Source organism: uncultured Porticoccus sp., from assembly GCF_963975625.1.
Lineage (GTDB): Bacteria > Pseudomonadota > Gammaproteobacteria > Pseudomonadales > Porticoccaceae > Porticoccus.
Genome location: NZ_CAXBHS010000008.1, coordinates 96,010 through 111,336, shown reverse-complemented (window position 1 = coordinate 111,336; position 15,327 = coordinate 96,010). Strand labels below are relative to the sequence as shown.

Genomic DNA, 15,327 nt, shown 5'->3' with positions numbered 1-15,327 from the left:
AGACCAAGACATGTCCAATATGACCCCCCGTGAAATCGTCCATGAACTCGACAGCCATATCATTGGGCAGGATGCAGCCAAGCGCGCTGTAGCCATTGCCCTGCGCAACCGCTGGCGTCGCATGCAACTCAGAGAGGAGTTGCGCAATGAAGTAACACCAAAGAATATTCTGATGATCGGCCCCACCGGGGTCGGTAAAACTGAAATTGCCCGACGACTGGCCCGACTGGCGGACGCGCCCTTCGTCAAGGTGGAAGCCACCAAGTTCACCGAAGTGGGCTATGTGGGCAAGGATGTGGAGTCGATTATTCGCGATCTGGTGGAGACATCGGTGAAACAACTCCGCGAACAGGAAATGCAGAAAGTCCAGCACCGCGCCATGGACGCCGCCGAAGAGCGCATCCTGGATGTTCTGTTACCCCCTGCCCGGGACAAGGAACAAACGGAAACGGACTCCGGGACCAGGCAGGTTTTCCGTAAAAAGCTCCGCCAGGGTGAGCTGGATGACCGGGAAATCGAAATCGAAGTCAATGCGTCGCCGGTGGGCGTGGAAATCATGGCCCCGCCCGGCATGGAAGAAATGACCAACCAGCTGCAAAGCATGTTTTCCAATCTGGGGAAAAACAAAACCAGTCGGCAAAAAATGACCGTGGCACAAGCCATGAAAAAACTCACGGAGGACGAAGCAACAAAACTGGTCAATGATGACGAGCTGAAAGTTCGCGCAGTAACGGTTGCGGAACAGAACGGCATTGTTTTCATCGATGAAATTGACAAAGTGGCCAAGCGCGGAGAAACCTCGGGTACTGACATTTCCCGGGAGGGTGTGCAACGGGATTTACTGCCATTAATTGAGGGCTGCACCGTCTCCACCAAATACGGCATGATCAAAACCGACCATATCCTGTTTATCGCGTCCGGCGCCTTCCACTTCTCCAAACCCTCGGATCTGATTCCGGAGCTGCAGGGCAGATTGCCCATCAGGGTAGAGCTTGAATCCCTCACCAGTGGTGACTTCGAACGGATTCTAACTGAACCCAGCGCATCTCTGACCGAGCAATACCGGGAGCTGCTGGCGACCGAACAGCTCCGCATCCGCTTTACCGCCGATGGTGTAAAGCGTATTGCGGAAATTGCCTTTGATGTCAACGAGCGTACGGAGAATATCGGTGCCCGACGCCTGCATACCCTCATGGAACGTCTACTGGAGGAAATGTCGTTCGAAGCCTCTGACCTCGGCGAAAAAAGCGAGCCCATCGATATTGACAGTGCCTATGTCGATAAATACCTGAATGAAATTTCCCGGGATGAAGATTTGTCCCGATTCATTCTCTAGATGCCGGATAACAGGGGCCGGATAAAACCGGCAGTGTGACCGCGATGACACCAGAAAAAATCAAACTGAATCTTGAGGAAGGCAGTCTGCTGCTGGAATATGCCGATGGCAGTCGGTTTACACTGACCGGAGAGTATTTGCGGGTCCACTCCCCCAGCGCGGAAGTTCGCGGACACGGCAAGGGACAGGGAATACTGCAGTCGGGAAAACATGGTGTCCGGATCACCCATGTGGCCCCTTCTGGAAATTATGCCCTGCATGTGACCTTCAGTGATGGTCACGACAGCGGCATCTTCACCTGGGACTATCTGCGCGACCTTGCCATCAACTACGAACGTTACTGGCAGGATTATCTCTCAGCGCTAGAGGCAGCCGGAGAGTTTCGCGAACCGGACCGCCAGATCGTCAGGTTGATCAGCCCTACCCAGCATTAGGTAGCCCCCCGACCACACCTATACTGGCTTTACAAGCCACTGTTCAGGGGGGTTTATCCGTTTGCTCCGTCGATACGGGACGGCCATTCTGGAAGCGTGCCCCGCATGCACTGCATTGGTATTCCGGCAACTGACAGGGCAGCCCCGGCACTTCGGCTAACCCCTGCCGACGACAAATACTGCAGGTCAACGCCAGCTGCCGATCAATTAACAGAATAAATAATCTCCAGACAACGTAACCGGCCACCAGTGCAATCACGGCACCCACTGCGGAAGCAAGGTACAGGGCGAGAGCAATGCCCAGTGACAATGCCAGCAGCAATGCCAACCCCAGGTATTTAAGCCTGCGGCGCTCCATGGTGGTCAGCTCGCCCGGTAATTGCTTCATAAATACGATGCTACCTGTTCTGATGAAGCAAACACCAAACCGTTTGCTCCCGCCCCAGAGGTTTCGGTGTGCCCGACGAGTTGCCCAACCCCGCAATCCACACTAACCTGTTGCCTTATTGGACAGCTGACCAGGCTACCCTCCTTGTTCGGATATTCCTATGCTCCCACCTATTTCATCAACAACCTGTCGAGCAATGACAGTATGGTTGAAAATCTGCCTCGTCACTGCCCTGTTGCCCTGTTCGGGGATAGCGTTTGCCGAGGTTGGCCGAATCGATGTCGGCGACTTCTCCTCTGGCCAGCTCGATCAGTGGAAACCCAAAATATTTGCCGGAAAAACCGATTATGCGTTGGTTGCTGACGACGGTCGACAGGTACTGCTGGCTGACAGTCGCAGCAGTGCCTCGGGCCTTTACCGTGAAATGACCATTGACCTGAAACAGACGCCACTGCTGAACTGGTCCTGGAAGGTCAACAACCTGCTCACTGGGAACAACGAGCGCAACAAGTCCGGCGATGATTACCCGGCGCGACTCTATGTGGTGTTTTCCGGCGGACTGAGGTTCTGGCGCACCCGCGCAATCAATTATGTCTGGTCCAGCAACCAGCCCGCAGGTAGTGAGTGGCCCAATGCCTTTACCTCAAATGCCCGGATGATCGCCGTCCGGGGTGGTGGCGAATTGCGGGATCAATGGGTACAGGAACAAAGGGATGTGCTGGCCGACTATCGACGTCTGTTCGGTGAAGAACCCGGGGAAATCGCGGCGATCGCCCTGATGACCGATACCGACAACACCGGACTCAGTGTCCGGGCATGGTATGGCGACATCTGGTTTTCAGCCGTACCGGAAACCGGCGACTAAAAGTTGACAGCGTTTGCCAGGTCCTCCCGGAAATCCGGATGTGCAATGGCAATCAACCGTTCTGCTCGCTCGCGCAGGCTGCGACCATGCAGATGTGCAACACCATACTCGGTCACAATGAAATCCACCTGGGCGCGCGACGTCACCACACCGGCACCGCCGGAGAGATGACTGACAATACGCGATTGACTGCCGGAGAGTGCTGTGGATGGCATCGCAATGATAGAGCGCCCACCCTCTGAAAGCTGGGAACCGGTAACAAAATCCACCTGCCCACCAAAACCCGAATAAACCTTCCCGCCAATGGAATCTGCACATACCTGACCGGACAGGTCGATCTGAATCGCACTGTTTATCGAAACCACCTGAGCATTCTTTCGAATGACTGCCGGGTTGTTAACATATTCCACATCGAGAAAAAGCACCTCGGTGTTATCAGCAACAAAATCGTAGAGGGCATCAGAACCCAGTACAAAGCTGGTGACAATTTTACCCGGCTGAATCACCTTATTGCTGTTGTCGATGACACCGGATGCCACCAGCGGTAGTACACCACTGGAAAACATCTCGGTATGGATACCCAGATGCCGATGGTTGCCGAGATGTGCCAGTACCGCATCCGGAATTGCACCAATGCCCATTTGCAGGCAGTCGCCATCGCGAATCAACTCTGCCACGTGGCCACCAATCTGCAGGTGTTCGTCCTTCGGCACAGACGGGGAAGAAGCGGGGATCTCGCTGTCGATTTCCACAACAAAGTCAATGGACTTCAGTGAAATGGCTGCATCACCGTGAGTGCGGGGCATCTGCGGGTTAATCTGGGCAATCACGGTTTTTGCCACGTTACAGGCCGCCAGAGTGGCCTCTACGGAGACACCGAGCGAACAATTGCCGTGACGGTCCGGGGGCGACACCTGAATCAGAGCGACATCAATGGGCTGACGACCACTGCGCAACAGTTTGGGAATTTCAGAAAGGAAGATGGGCACATAATCCGCCTTGCCGGCATTTACCAGTTCCCGGGTACTGTGGCTGACGAAATAACAGCGATTGCGCAAATGCCCTTCGAGTTGGGGCTGGCAGACCGCTTCTGCATGTTCCAGGTGAAGCTGAAGCAGTGTGACGTCTTCAAGGCTCAAAACATGTACGGCCAGCGCTTCCAGGAGCCTGTAGGGCGTTGCCGCCATGGAGTGACACCAGACCCTGTCGCCGGATTTTATCGGTGCCAATGCCTCTTCAACTGTTTTGCAAATAACGGCCATTGTTATAATTCCTCCAAGGTATACTGCTGATCAGGGTACATGATCGCCATCTTACTGGAGACAGTTGATTGATTGATGACAGACTGACGATTTTTTATTCTGATACACCGTACCGTGCTTTGCTCACACCACCCAAATTAAATCCCCAGAATCGGGGCGATAACACGCCCCAAAACGGCAGACTCAGTGAACCCAGATAGTTATGGAAACCAAAACCTGGTACCTACGCACCTACGAAAACACATTATCTGAACTGGACTCCGCTCCCCAGGGCCTAAGCACCAGTGAAGCCGAAATCAGGGCAGCCCGCTTTGGCCCCAACAGTCTGCCGAAAGTCGAACGACGCGGGCCGATCATTCGATTTCTTGTGCATTTTCACAATGTATTGATTTATGTGCTGCTCGTCTCAGCAGTGATTACGTTATTACTGGGTCACCTGATCGACACGACTGTCATCCTGGCGGTCGTAATCGTCAATGCCCTGATTGGTTTTATTCAGGAGGGAAAGGCCGAGAAGGCCATGGATGCCATCAATCGGATGTTGTCCCCGAATGCCTCGGTGTTGCGGGATGGCGGGCGACACACTATTCCTGCGGAGCAGCTGGTGCCTGGAGATATCGTATTACTGGAGCCCGGCGACAAGGTGCCAGCGGACTTACGACTTATCAAGGCCCATGGTTTGCATATCCAGGAGGCCATTCTTACCGGCGAATCACTACCTGTGGAGAAACAGACTGCCGCCATCCAGCAGGAGGTGCCGCTGGGTGACCGCAGTTGTATGGCATTCGGTGGAACGTTGGTTACCAGTGGCCAGGGCACAGGGGTGGTTACAGCCATCGCCGGCGCTACTGAGATAGGTCTTATCAGCGGCATGCTCTCTACGGTAGAAACACTGACAACTCCTCTTGTGGCTCAGATGGCGACTTTCTCAAAGTGGCTCACCGCCATGATACTCACCGTTGCCAGCTTTATACTGGCCTTCGGTGTCTTCATCCAGGATCAGGCCTTTGACGCACTTTTCATGGCCGTCGTTGGCCTGACTGTAGCCGCCATCCCGGAAGGCCTCCCGGCAGTACTGACCATTACCCTGGCTATCGGCGTTCAAACCATGGCCAGGAGAAACGCCATTGTCCGCCGTCTGCCAGCAATAGAAACGATAGGCTCCGTATCGGTTATCTGTACAGACAAAACCGGCACGTTGACTCGAAACGAGATGAACATCACAACCGTCGTTATCCAGCACCGGCTGCTGACAGTGGACGGCGAAGGTTATGCACCCTCGGGAACGGTGCATATTGACGAGACTGCCATCAGTCAAGAGGACCATCCGGTACTCACATCAATGGGAAGGACAGCGGCACTTTGCAATGATAGTGCCCTGCATGAGAAGGAGAAAAACTGGGACATAGAGGGAGACCCTATGGAGGCGGCACTGTTGGCCTTTTCAGGAAGGGCTGGAATTGACAGACATGCTGAGCAAGGCCTTTGGGCAAGGACAGACACCATTCCCTTTGATGCCAAGCATCGCTTTATGGCAACCCTCAACCATAACCATGAGGGGAAAGCGGCAATTTTTGTCAAAGGTGCTCCCGAGCAAATCCTTGTCATGTGCAGTCATGAGTCCACCCAGTCGGGAGATACCGTGCCACTCGATCAGGATCGATGGCATCAACGCAGCTCAGAACTGGCTGCAATGGGCCTGCGTGTGCTGGCCCTTGCCGTCAAGGAAGTCAAACCACAACATCTCTCACTGGAAATGACGGATGTGACAGACGGACTGACCCTGTTAGGTCTGGTGGGCCTGATGGACCCGCCCCGCCCAGGGGCCATTACTGCGGTGGCCGCGTGTCATCAGGCCGGTATTCAGGTAAAGATGATCACCGGCGATCACGCGGGTACTGCCACCGCCATAGCCCGACAGATCGGGCTGGAAAATCCCGACAAAGTATTAACCGGCGTGGAGCTCGATCGTATGACCGATAGTGAGCTGGCGTCTGCTGTGGTCAACACTGATATTTTTGCCCGCACCAGCCCGGAGCACAAATTGCGACTGGTTATGGCACTACAGGCTCAGGGCAAAGTTGTTGCCATGACCGGAGACGGGGTCAACGATGCCCCGGCCCTGAAACGGGCCAATGTCGGTATTGCCATGGGACAAAAAGGCAGTGAAGCCGCAAAAGAGGCTGCCGAGCTGGTGCTGGCAGACGACAATTTCGCCACCATCGTGGCCGCTGTCCGGGAAGGCAGGACCGTCTACGACAACATAAAAAAGGTCATCAGCTGGACTCTGCCGACCAACGTCGGCGAGGCGATGCCTATTGTGATAGCACTGTTATTGGGAATGGCATTGCCCATCACGGCCATTCAGATTCTCTGGGTAAATCTGATCACGGCTGTCACGCTGGGTATCGCCCTGGCTTTTGAACCGACAGAAGAAAATACCATGCGTCGTCCCCCTCGCCCCCAGGGTGCACCGCTACTAGGGGGCACTTGGGTATGGCAGATTCTGTTGCTTTGCAGCCTGTTCGTATGTGGTGTATTTGGTATTTACACCTATGCCATCGAGCGTGGCTATAATGTTGCGATGGCCCAGACCATGGCAATGAATACATTGGTTGTCATGGAGATATTCAGCCTTTTTTTCATTCGCAACATCTACGGCGCATCATTGACCTGGCGGGCTGTACGCGGCACAAAGGTGGTATGGATAGCGGTTATTTTGGTTACTCTGGCTCAATTTTCGATCACGTACGTCTCAGCTCTGCAATTGATTTTCAATACTGAATCGGTATCAGTGACGGACGGCTTACTGATTGTAGCCATTGGTCTTGTCGTATTTGTCATTCTGGAAATTGAAAAACAACTTCGGTTGAAGCTATCGAAGGCAAGATTCAGATGATTTAGACAAAAAAACGGCACGAATTACCCACAAAAGGACTACCCATGAATTGACGGATCAAGTGTGGTAAGTTGATCTAGGTGAACAATAGCAAGAAAAAAGACCAATGATCCGTCAAGGGGAAACCATTGACCTGCCCAGTAAAGCACAGGTCACTGTTCGCATTGTCGGCATCGTCTCAGGTGCCGAATTTCTGGTAATGGCCCTCCTACACACCTTTTCCCCGGCAATCTCCGCCTTTCAGGAGGCCACCCTGAATGCCTTTTCGCTAGTGGTTTTATCCACCCCTATTATTTACTTCTGGGTGGTCAAACCTTTTGTCAAAGCGCATAACGACACCTTACACCAGATAGAGTATATGGCCTGTCTCGACCCACTCACCCAGCTGGCCAACCGCAGACTTATTTACCAGCACCTGGAGAAAACCCTCGCCGGCTGTTTGCGGCATAACGTTTTTGGCGCCCTGCTGGTACTGGATCTGGACGGCTTCAAACCGGTCAATGACAGATTCGGCCATGAGGCTGGCGATGCAATACTGGTAGAGATTGCCAAACGGCTCAAGTCGATGACCCGCACTGAAGATATTGTGGGGCGGCTGGGAGGCGATGAGTTCATCGTTATTCTCGGCGACCTGGGCCAGGAGCACAGTGCCGCCCAGAACAAAGTGGAGCTGATTGCAAAGCGGCTGATTACCACCATCAGTGCGCCCTTACCCTTTGACCGCAAGGAACTCAAGGTCTCTACCAGTATAGGGATACGGTTTCTGGACACGGCCGCAGCGACCTCACAGACAGAACACCTCATCAATGACGCCGACAGCGCCATGTACCTGGCAAAAAAAGCGGGTAAGGGTTGCGCCATATTTCACGAAGAAGCCGTCACCGAAGCGGCGGCCTGACCACAGACGAGCGCTGTCACAAGCCTGTCACCTGTCTATCCATAATCTGTCATATTGACGCACTAAGCTGGTTCGAAAAGGAGAAACCAGCGCATGCTCAATATCGAACTCTTCATTCAGGATCGCTACCCCGGCTTTTACCAGCGCCACCCCAAACTGGTGCGTCCCGTTATCCGGGTACTGAGGATGCTGTTCCGGGAACAGAGTTTCCAGCAATTCGAGCAGGACTACCCCCACCTTCACGGCTTCGACTTTGTCGAACAGGTGCTGGATTACTTCGATTTCCGCTACACCGTACGCGACCACGAACGGCACCGTATTCCCACCCACGGTCGGGTTGTCATCATCGCCAACCACCCCATTGGCTCACTGGATGGCCTGGCACTTCTGAAGCTGGTAAGGGAGACCCGCCCCGACGTCAAGGTGGTGGCCAACGAACTGCTGTTCACCATCAAACCGCTGCATAGCCTCCTCCTACCCGTGGACAACATGGGAGGCCAGACCACGCGCCAGAACTTGACCGCCATTCGTGAACACCTGGACAGAGAGGGGGCGATCATTATCTTCCCCGCCGGGGAGGTATCCCGCTTCGGGCCTCAGGGTATCCGCGATGGCGACTGGCGCAACGGTTTCCTGCGCATGGCTATCAACAGCAAGGCACCGGTTCTGCCGGTATTCGTGGACGGTCGCAATTCGGCGCTGTTCTACAGTGTGTCACTGGTCGCCAAACCGCTCTCCACCCTGCTGCTGGTGAGAGAGATGTTCAAACAGGCCAGGAACTGTGTGGACGTTCGCATCGGCGAGCCAGTCAGTTATGACTGTTACCAGCGTATCAATGTGCCATTGCGGGAAAAAAGTAAACTGTTCAAGCGCCACCTGTACCGTATCGGCCAGGATAAAAAAGGGATTTTCAATACGGTCAGCGCCATCGCCCACCCGGAAAACCGGGCACTGCTGCGGGAGTCGGTCAAACAGTGCGAATGGCTGGGCAGTACCGGTGATGGCAAACAGATCTACCTGTACCGCTACCAGCCCGATTCGTTGATCATGCGGGAAGTGGGCCGGTTGCGGGAAATTGCCTTCCGGGCGGTGGGGGAAGGTACCGGCAGCCGCCGCGACATCGACGGGTATGATCACCACTATTTTCATCTGCTGCTGTGGGATGAGGAAGAACTGGAAATCGCCGGGGCCTACCGGTTCTGTGATGCTTCGGTTTGTCTGGACAATATGGGGCGGGGATACCTCTACTCCGCAGAGCTGTTTGATTATACCCCTGCCATGAAACCCTACCTGTCACAGGGCCTGGAACTCGGGCGCAGCTTTGTGCAACCCAAATACTGGGGCCGTCGCAGTCTGGACTATCTGTGGTATGGGATCGGTGCTTTTCTGAGCAAAAACCCCCACTACCGCTACCTGTTTGGGCCCGTGACGCTGAGTAACAGTTATCCCGAATGGGCCATGGAAATGTTGGTGTTTTTCTACAGCCGCCATTATCCCAGCCTGCAAAACCTGGTGGAACCGATGCTGCCCTATCGCATCAACCAGGATCACCTGGCCGAACTGGCCGAGAAATTTCCCGGTGTGGATCAGCGGGAAGAATTCACCCAGCTGAAGAGCGAACTGGCGCATATGAATCTCAGTGTTCCCACCCTGTTCAAACAGTACACCGAGGTCTGTGAGCTGGGCGGCGTCCAGTTTGCCGGTTTCAATATTGATCCGGCCTTTGCCAACTGTGTGGATGGACTTATTGTCGTCGATCTGGCTCGCCTGAAACCCGCCAGGCGGGAGCGTTACATCCCCTGATCGCGAAGGCTTCAGAGAAGTTGATTGCGATCAGAAAACCTGCTGATTGACGTCTCGCCAAAGGACACCCCGACGGTGTCAGTGTACAATGTCGACCTTTCTCAATCCGGCGTTGGGCGATGACTGACAACAAAACCACCCATTTCGGTTTCAAAACCGTTCCCGTACAGGAAAAAGCTGGTCATGTGGCGGATGTGTTTCACTCCGTGGCCGGCAAATACGACCTGATGAACGACCTGATGTCCGGAGGCATCCATCGGCTCTGGAAACGCTATACCATTGAGCTGTCCGGGGTGCGCAGTGGCCAGCGGGTACTGGATATCGCCGGTGGCACTGGCGACCTGACTGTTAAATTTTCACGACTGGTTGGCCCCACCGGTGAAGTGGTACTGGCAGACATCAACGATTCCATGCTCAAGGTGGGCCGTGACAAGCTCACAGATCGCGGTGCAGCGGGCAACGTCCGCTATGCACAGGCCGATGCACAGTATCTGCCATTTCCCGACAATACCTTTGACTGCATCACCATTGCTTTCGGCCTGCGCAATGTCACCGACAAAGACCTGGCCCTGCAATCCATGCTTCGGGTACTGAAACCCGGCGGCAGACTGCTGGTGCTGGAATTCTCTACCCCCACCAGTGGCCTGTTGGGCAAAGTCTACGACTTTTATTCCTTCAACCTGTTGCCGAGAATTGGTCAATTGGTCGCCCAGGATGCGGACAGCTATCAGTACCTGGCCGAGTCCATTCGCATGCACCCGGATCAGGAAACCCTGAAAAAAATGATGGCGGATGCAGGCTTCGTCAATATCGACTATCACAACATGACCGGCGGCATCGTTGCCCTTCATCGGGGTTTCAAACCCTGATGTTTGATTTCCTGAAACACAATCCACTGCAGGCACTGCACAGCTCTGCACTAATGGCGGTGGAAACGGCTATCAACAGTGGACTGAAGTACGATTCCGCCACCCGGAAAGCCCTCGGCGAAATGAACGGTCAGGCTCTTGAAATCAATTGCACCCTTCCGCCACTGAGCTTCTACATCATCTTCGGAGCAGACGGTGTCAGCCTACTTTCTCACTATGAAGGAACGGCAAATACCAGCCTGCGGGGAACCGCCCTGTCACTCGCTGCACTGGCGACAAACGCCGAGGACAAAGTGTCCTTTTACGGCACGGGTGTCGAAGTAGAGGGCGACCACGATCTGCTCCGGCAGATACGCAGGATTCTCAAACACCTGGACGTGGACTGGGAGGCCGCACTGGCGAAACTGATTGGTGATGTACCCGCGCACCTGGTGGGAGAGTCCCTGCGCAGTGCGGCAACATGGCAGACACGGACAGCCGAACGCGCCGCCAGTGCCGCCACTGAGTTCGCCCAGGAGGAAATACGACTGACCCCCAGTGCCAATGAAGTAGCGCATTTTAGAACGCAGATTCGCCAACTGAGTACGGATGTGGATCGACTGGCTGCCCGCATCCACAAATTCAGTCTCAAGCTAGACTCCCAACCCCGGAACAGCGACTAGCCATGTCAAGAATCCGTCGGCTCAGCACGATCCTGCGCACCACCATTCGTTACCGACTGGACACCTTTCTCGATGCAGACAGGCTGCCCTGGGGCATGCGGCTATTTCTGAGGTTCAACCGGCTGTTGCCCGCACCAAAACAACCGCGCGGCGAACGGTTGCGGCAGGCCATGGAAGATCTCGGGCCCATTTTCATCAAGTTCGGCCAATTGTTGTCTACCCGCCCGGACCTGATCCCGCCGGATATTTGCCAACAATTGGACAAACTGCAGGACAATGTACCCCCTTTCGACAAAGCCCATTTCGTCGCCATTGTCGAGCAGGCGCTCGAGGACAGTGTCGACAACCTGTTTCTACACTTTGACCGGGAACCCTTGGCCTCCGCCTCCGTGGCACAGGTCCACGCAGCGACACTGCACAACGGGCGGGAAGCCGTCGTCAAGGCCATTCGGCCCGGTATCGAAAAAACCATTGACCAGGATATCAGGCTACTGTTCACCATGGCCCAGTGGCTCGAAACCAATACCGTTGATGGCCGGAGAATGCGCTTAACCGAGGTGGTCAGCGACTACCGGAACACCATTCTCGATGAACTCAATCTGCAACGGGAAGGCGCCAATGCCTCCATGTTGCGCCGCAACTTTGATCGCTCCCCACTGCTCTACGTACCCGAGGTATTCTGGTCACACACCAATGAAAAAGTCCTGGTGATGGAGCGCATTTACGCAATACCGGTCACGGATATCGCCACCCTCCAACAGCACGGGACCAATTTTAAAGTGCTTGCCGAACGCGGAGTAGAAATCTTTTTTACCCAGGTATTCGAGCACAACTTTTTTCATGCCGACATGCATCCCGGCAATATATTTGTCGATCCGGAGGACCCGCAACAACCAAAATACCTGGCGGTGGACTGCGCCATTATGGGCACCCTGACCGAGGCCGATCAGTATTATCTGGCCCGCAATCTACTGGCCATCTTTCGCCGCGACTATCAACAGGTGGCAGAACTCCATGTCCTGTCGGGCTGGGTTCCGGAGGGCACCAATGTGGGTGAGTTTGCCGCCGCCATACGCACTGTCTGCGAGCCTATTTTCGAACGCCCTTTGCGCGAAATCTCCTTTGGACTGCTATTGGTCAACCTGTTTCGCACCGCCCGGCGCTTCGATATGGAAGTACAGCCATCGCTGGTGTTGCTGCAGAAAACCCTGCTCAATATCGAGGGACTCGGCCGTCAACTGTATCCAGACCTGGATCTGTGGGCCACGGCTCACCCCTTCCTCGAGCGCTGGCTGAAAGAACGCTTCAAACCAAACGCCCTGATGGAACAACTCAAACGCCACGGCCCGGAATGGCTGGAACAGTTTCCCCAGTTACCCCAGCTGGTTTTTCAGACTCTGGAACGACTGCAGGCAAAAGAAGTTGGCCTGAAGGAAATACCCACCAGTGTTCCAGTCAGGTCGGGGCAGCGCCGGCGAACCCTGCTCGGCGCGGCACTGATCGGTATCGGTCTGGGCAGCGCATTTCCCGAATGGATGGATACCATCCGGCAAATGCCCGTCGGCAGCCTGGCTCTGGCGGGACTTGGTGTACTGTTGTTGATAGTGCGCTGAGAGTCACCCTGAAAAATCCGTATTGCCGATCCAACCACAACTGTCATAATGGCCGCCATGACTGACTTTCTCGATCAAATCACCTGGAATGAAGATGGCCTGCTCCCCGCTGTTGCACAGGACGCCGATTCGGGGCGCATCCTGATGGTCGCCTGGATGAATCGGGAAGCATTGGAACTCACTGCCTCGGAAGGGCGCGCCGTATACTGGTCCCGCTCGCGTCGCAAATTGTGGCGCAAGGGTGAGGAATCCGGTCATATTCAGCGAGTCGGGGAAATTCGCCTGGACTGCGATGGCGACGTTATTGTCTTACAGGTTGAACAGCTCGGTGGTATCGCCTGTCACACCGGCCGCGCATCCTGTTTTTATCGTGTCCTGAAAAACGGGCAGTGGCACACTGTAGACCCCGTTCTCAAAGATCCCGGAGACATTTATTCATGAACAGTTGCCGTGATGATATATTGACCCGATTAGGTCAGATACTGGAAGATCGCAAAGACTACTCGCATCAGGAGTCTTATGTGGCCAGTCTGCATCACAGGGGTTTGAATAAAATCCTGGAGAAAGTGGGCGAAGAGTGTACTGAAACAATTCTGGCTGCCAAAGATGCAGCGGCCACCAATGACAATAGCAAACTCATTTATGAAACCGCAGATCTCTGGTTTCACTCGCTGGTGATGCTATCCCACCTCGGCGAAGGCCCGGAACCGGTTCTCAGGGAATTGGAACGACGCTTCAACCTGTCGGGCCTCGAAGAGAAAGCACAACGCAATTCAACCTGATTGACAAGAGAGAGAGTTATGGGCTTTGGCTGGCAGGAACTGTTAATTATTCTGATTATCGTGGCGCTGATTTTTGGCACCAAAAAACTTCGTGGTATCGGTACTGACATCGGTGGTGCCGTCAAAGGATTCAAGGAATCCATGTCCGGCGATTCGGACAAGGAGCCGGAACACCTCGACGACGGGAAATCGGTCAATAGCCAGATGAATACCGATGATAGCGCCGCATCGACCGGCGAAAAGAAAACCACAGAGAAATAGGCGTGACAGCGATCTTGCGAATATTGCCGTATGTTTGATATTGGCTTTGCCGAATTATTAGTCATCGCCGTTGTGGCGCTGATTGTCATGGGACCGGAACGTCTGCCCCAGACCCTTCGCACCATAGGCCTCTGGATTGGCAGGATACGTCAGACGTTTTCCTCCATCCGCCAGGAACTCGAAAACGAGGTCGGTATGGATGACATTCGCCGACAGTTGCACAATGAGAAACTGATGCGCGATCTGAAAAACGCCAAAGCGGAGTTCGAAGAGTTGCCCGGCCCCGTCCCACAGGACTCCAAACCTGACACTGATGAACGGTCAGCCGAAAAGGCTGACGCGCCCGACGAAACCAAACAATGAGCGAAGAAAAAATACTGAGCCAACCTTTCATCGACCATATCATTGAATTGCGCAATCGCCTGCTGCGCTCTGTAATTGTTGTACTGCTGATATTTCTGGGGCTTTTTTCCTTTAGTAACAATCTCTACCTGTACATTTCGGAGCCCCTCAGGCTGCACCTGCCCAACACCTCATCGATGATAGCCACCGATGTCGCGTCGCCGTTTCTCACACCCTTTAAATTGACGCTGGTGTTGTCACTCTTTGCCGCCATGCCCTTCATTCTGTATCAGGTATGGGCCTTCGTAGCCCCCGGGCTCTACCAGCGTGAAAAGAAAATTGTGCTGCCCCTGTTTTTTTCCAGCGTTCTACTGTTCTACGGTGGAATGGCTTTCGCTTACTATGTGGTATTCCCCCTGGTCTTCATGTTTTTCACCAGTGTCGGCCCAGAGGGTGTGGCCGTCATGACGGATATTCGCAGCTATCTGGATTTCGTCCTGAAATTGTTTTTTGCGTTTGGCATCAGTTTTCAAATCCCGATCGGCGTGGTAATCCTGACCTGGATGGGCATCATCGAACCGGACAGTCTGGCCAAACAACGCCCCTATGTGTTTGTTATCTGTTTTGTCTTCGGCATGTTGCTCACGCCCCCGGATATTCTGTCCCAGACCCTGCTTGCCGTACCCATGTGGCTATTGTTTGAAGTAGGCATCCTGTTTGGCCGGTGTATCAAACCCCGTTCAACTACCGCCGACAACAATCAGGCCTAACCCGCCGCATCATCAATGACAAGTGCACCAATAACGCCACCTCCGCGGCAAAAACAGTGCACGTTTTCTGTTCCAACCCGTCTTTCGACCCCTCACGATAATAATAAAAACCTTTGTTTTTCAATGTATTAAATGTATTTATG

The 15,327-nt window shown here is 54.2% G+C and carries 16 protein-coding genes; 14 read left to right on the top strand and 2 right to left on the bottom strand.

Translation table 11 applies throughout. The annotated features are described in order from the left end of the window. Positions 1-10: 10 nt before the first annotated feature. Together hslU and AACZ64_RS08985 are read left to right on the top strand one after the other, a co-directional pair. Positions 11-1,336, top strand: coding sequence for an ATP-dependent protease ATPase subunit HslU (gene hslU, locus AACZ64_RS08990; RefSeq protein ID WP_293615347.1), 1,326 nt, complete (start codon positions 11-13; stop codon positions 1,334-1,336). A gap of 44 nt (positions 1,337-1,380) precedes the next feature. After that, the gene (locus AACZ64_RS08985; RefSeq protein WP_293615346.1) at positions 1,381-1,770 is read left to right on the top strand and encodes a DUF971 domain-containing protein; all 390 of its coding nucleotides are present in this window, start codon (positions 1,381-1,383) and stop codon (positions 1,768-1,770) included. A 43-nt stretch (positions 1,771-1,813) separates the two neighbouring features. Here the strand turns inward: AACZ64_RS08985 and AACZ64_RS08980 are convergent, their stop codons facing one another. Beyond that, the gene (locus AACZ64_RS08980) at positions 1,814-2,158 is read right to left on the bottom strand and encodes a hypothetical protein (protein ID WP_293615345.1); all 345 of its coding nucleotides are present in this window, start codon (positions 2,156-2,158) and stop codon (positions 1,814-1,816) included. A 196-nt stretch (positions 2,159-2,354) separates the two neighbouring features. Here AACZ64_RS08980 and AACZ64_RS08975 point away from each other — a divergent pair, with 196 nt between their 5' ends. Beyond that, a complete protein-coding gene (locus AACZ64_RS08975; protein WP_293615344.1) occupies positions 2,355-3,023 on the top strand; it encodes a DUF3047 domain-containing protein in 669 nt (222 codons plus the stop codon). Here AACZ64_RS08975 and AACZ64_RS08970 read toward each other — a convergent pair. Further along, positions 3,020-4,285, bottom strand: a complete 1,266-nt coding sequence (locus AACZ64_RS08970) for an acetyl-CoA hydrolase/transferase C-terminal domain-containing protein (RefSeq protein WP_293615343.1) — start codon at positions 4,283-4,285, stop codon at positions 3,020-3,022. The two genes, AACZ64_RS08975 and AACZ64_RS08970, sit on opposite strands and share 4 nt — an antisense overlap. 202 nt (positions 4,286-4,487) lie before the next feature. Here AACZ64_RS08970 and AACZ64_RS08965 point away from each other — a divergent pair, with 202 nt between their 5' ends. The 11 genes from AACZ64_RS08965 to tatC all read left to right on the top strand — a co-directional run bounded on the left by AACZ64_RS08965 (position 4,488) and on the right by tatC (position 15,184). Then, on the top strand, positions 4,488-7,184 hold the full coding sequence (locus tag AACZ64_RS08965; RefSeq protein ID WP_293615342.1) for a cation-transporting P-type ATPase: 2,697 nt from the start codon (positions 4,488-4,490) through the stop codon (positions 7,182-7,184). A 106-nt stretch (positions 7,185-7,290) separates the two neighbouring features. Next, positions 7,291-8,082, top strand: a complete 792-nt coding sequence (locus AACZ64_RS08960; RefSeq protein ID WP_293615341.1) for a GGDEF domain-containing protein — start codon at positions 7,291-7,293, stop codon at positions 8,080-8,082. A 93-nt stretch (positions 8,083-8,175) separates the two neighbouring features. Beyond that, complete coding sequence (locus AACZ64_RS08955) at positions 8,176-9,885, top strand: lysophospholipid acyltransferase family protein (RefSeq protein ID WP_293615340.1); 1,710 nt, start codon at positions 8,176-8,178, stop codon at positions 9,883-9,885. Positions 9,886-10,004: 119 nt separating this feature from the next. Further along, positions 10,005-10,754: a bifunctional demethylmenaquinone methyltransferase/2-methoxy-6-polyprenyl-1,4-benzoquinol methylase UbiE gene (gene ubiE, locus AACZ64_RS08950; protein WP_293615339.1), complete on the top strand. Its 750-nt coding sequence runs from the start codon at positions 10,005-10,007 to the stop codon at positions 10,752-10,754. Continuing rightward, positions 10,754-11,416, top strand: coding sequence for an SCP2 sterol-binding domain-containing protein (locus AACZ64_RS08945; RefSeq protein WP_293615338.1), 663 nt, complete (start codon positions 10,754-10,756; stop codon positions 11,414-11,416). The genes ubiE and AACZ64_RS08945 overlap by 1 nt, the downstream gene beginning before the upstream one ends. 2 nt (positions 11,417-11,418) lie before the next feature. Continuing rightward, positions 11,419-13,029: a ubiquinone biosynthesis regulatory protein kinase UbiB gene (gene ubiB, locus AACZ64_RS08940; RefSeq protein WP_293615337.1), complete on the top strand. Its 1,611-nt coding sequence runs from the start codon at positions 11,419-11,421 to the stop codon at positions 13,027-13,029. Positions 13,030-13,086: 57 nt separating this feature from the next. Continuing rightward, positions 13,087-13,470: a phosphoribosyl-AMP cyclohydrolase gene (hisI, locus tag AACZ64_RS08935; RefSeq protein ID WP_293615367.1), complete on the top strand. Its 384-nt coding sequence runs from the start codon at positions 13,087-13,089 to the stop codon at positions 13,468-13,470. Beyond that, a complete protein-coding gene (locus tag AACZ64_RS08930) occupies positions 13,467-13,811 on the top strand; it encodes a phosphoribosyl-ATP diphosphatase (protein ID WP_293615336.1) in 345 nt (114 codons plus the stop codon). Before hisI ends, AACZ64_RS08930 begins: the two co-directional genes overlap by 4 nt. A gap of 18 nt (positions 13,812-13,829) precedes the next feature. Continuing rightward, complete coding sequence (gene tatA, locus AACZ64_RS08925; RefSeq protein WP_293615335.1) at positions 13,830-14,072, top strand: twin-arginine translocase TatA/TatE family subunit; 243 nt, start codon at positions 13,830-13,832, stop codon at positions 14,070-14,072. Positions 14,073-14,102: 30 nt separating this feature from the next. Beyond that, complete coding sequence (gene tatB / locus AACZ64_RS08920) at positions 14,103-14,435, top strand: Sec-independent protein translocase protein TatB (RefSeq protein WP_293615334.1); 333 nt, start codon at positions 14,103-14,105, stop codon at positions 14,433-14,435. Beyond that, positions 14,432-15,184, top strand: coding sequence for a twin-arginine translocase subunit TatC (gene tatC / locus AACZ64_RS08915; protein WP_293615333.1), 753 nt, complete (start codon positions 14,432-14,434; stop codon positions 15,182-15,184). The genes tatB and tatC overlap by 4 nt, the downstream gene beginning before the upstream one ends. Positions 15,185-15,327 lie beyond the last annotated feature (143 nt).

Excerpts from the sequence above, each read along its gene's own strand:
- AACZ64_RS08985 (WP_293615346.1), top strand. The coding sequence starts at position 1,381 with ATGACACCAGAAAAAATCAAACTGAATCTTGAGGAAGGCAGTCTGCTG.
- AACZ64_RS08930 (WP_293615336.1), top strand. The coding sequence starts at position 13,467 with ATGAACAGTTGCCGTGATGATATATTGACCCGATTAGGTCAGATACTG.
- AACZ64_RS08965 (WP_293615342.1), top strand. The coding sequence starts at position 4,488 with ATGGAAACCAAAACCTGGTACCTACGCACCTACGAAAACACATTATCT.
- ubiB (WP_293615337.1), top strand. The coding sequence starts at position 11,419 with ATGTCAAGAATCCGTCGGCTCAGCACGATCCTGCGCACCACCATTCGT.
- tatA (WP_293615335.1), top strand. The coding sequence starts at position 13,830 with ATGGGCTTTGGCTGGCAGGAACTGTTAATTATTCTGATTATCGTGGCG.
- tatC (WP_293615333.1), top strand. The coding sequence starts at position 14,432 with ATGAGCGAAGAAAAAATACTGAGCCAACCTTTCATCGACCATATCATT.
- ubiE (WP_293615339.1), top strand. The coding sequence starts at position 10,005 with ATGACTGACAACAAAACCACCCATTTCGGTTTCAAAACCGTTCCCGTA.
- AACZ64_RS08955 (WP_293615340.1), top strand. The coding sequence starts at position 8,176 with ATGCTCAATATCGAACTCTTCATTCAGGATCGCTACCCCGGCTTTTAC.
- tatB (WP_293615334.1), top strand. The coding sequence starts at position 14,103 with ATGTTTGATATTGGCTTTGCCGAATTATTAGTCATCGCCGTTGTGGCG.
- AACZ64_RS08980 (WP_293615345.1), bottom strand. The coding sequence starts at position 2,158 with ATGAAGCAATTACCGGGCGAGCTGACCACCATGGAGCGCCGCAGGCTT.
- hisI (WP_293615367.1), top strand. The coding sequence starts at position 13,087 with ATGACTGACTTTCTCGATCAAATCACCTGGAATGAAGATGGCCTGCTC.
- AACZ64_RS08960 (WP_293615341.1), top strand. The coding sequence starts at position 7,291 with ATGATCCGTCAAGGGGAAACCATTGACCTGCCCAGTAAAGCACAGGTC.
- hslU (WP_293615347.1), top strand. The coding sequence starts at position 11 with ATGTCCAATATGACCCCCCGTGAAATCGTCCATGAACTCGACAGCCAT.
- AACZ64_RS08945 (WP_293615338.1), top strand. The coding sequence starts at position 10,754 with ATGTTTGATTTCCTGAAACACAATCCACTGCAGGCACTGCACAGCTCT.
- AACZ64_RS08970 (WP_293615343.1), bottom strand. The coding sequence starts at position 4,285 with ATGGCCGTTATTTGCAAAACAGTTGAAGAGGCATTGGCACCGATAAAA.
- AACZ64_RS08975 (WP_293615344.1), top strand. The coding sequence starts at position 2,355 with ATGACAGTATGGTTGAAAATCTGCCTCGTCACTGCCCTGTTGCCCTGT.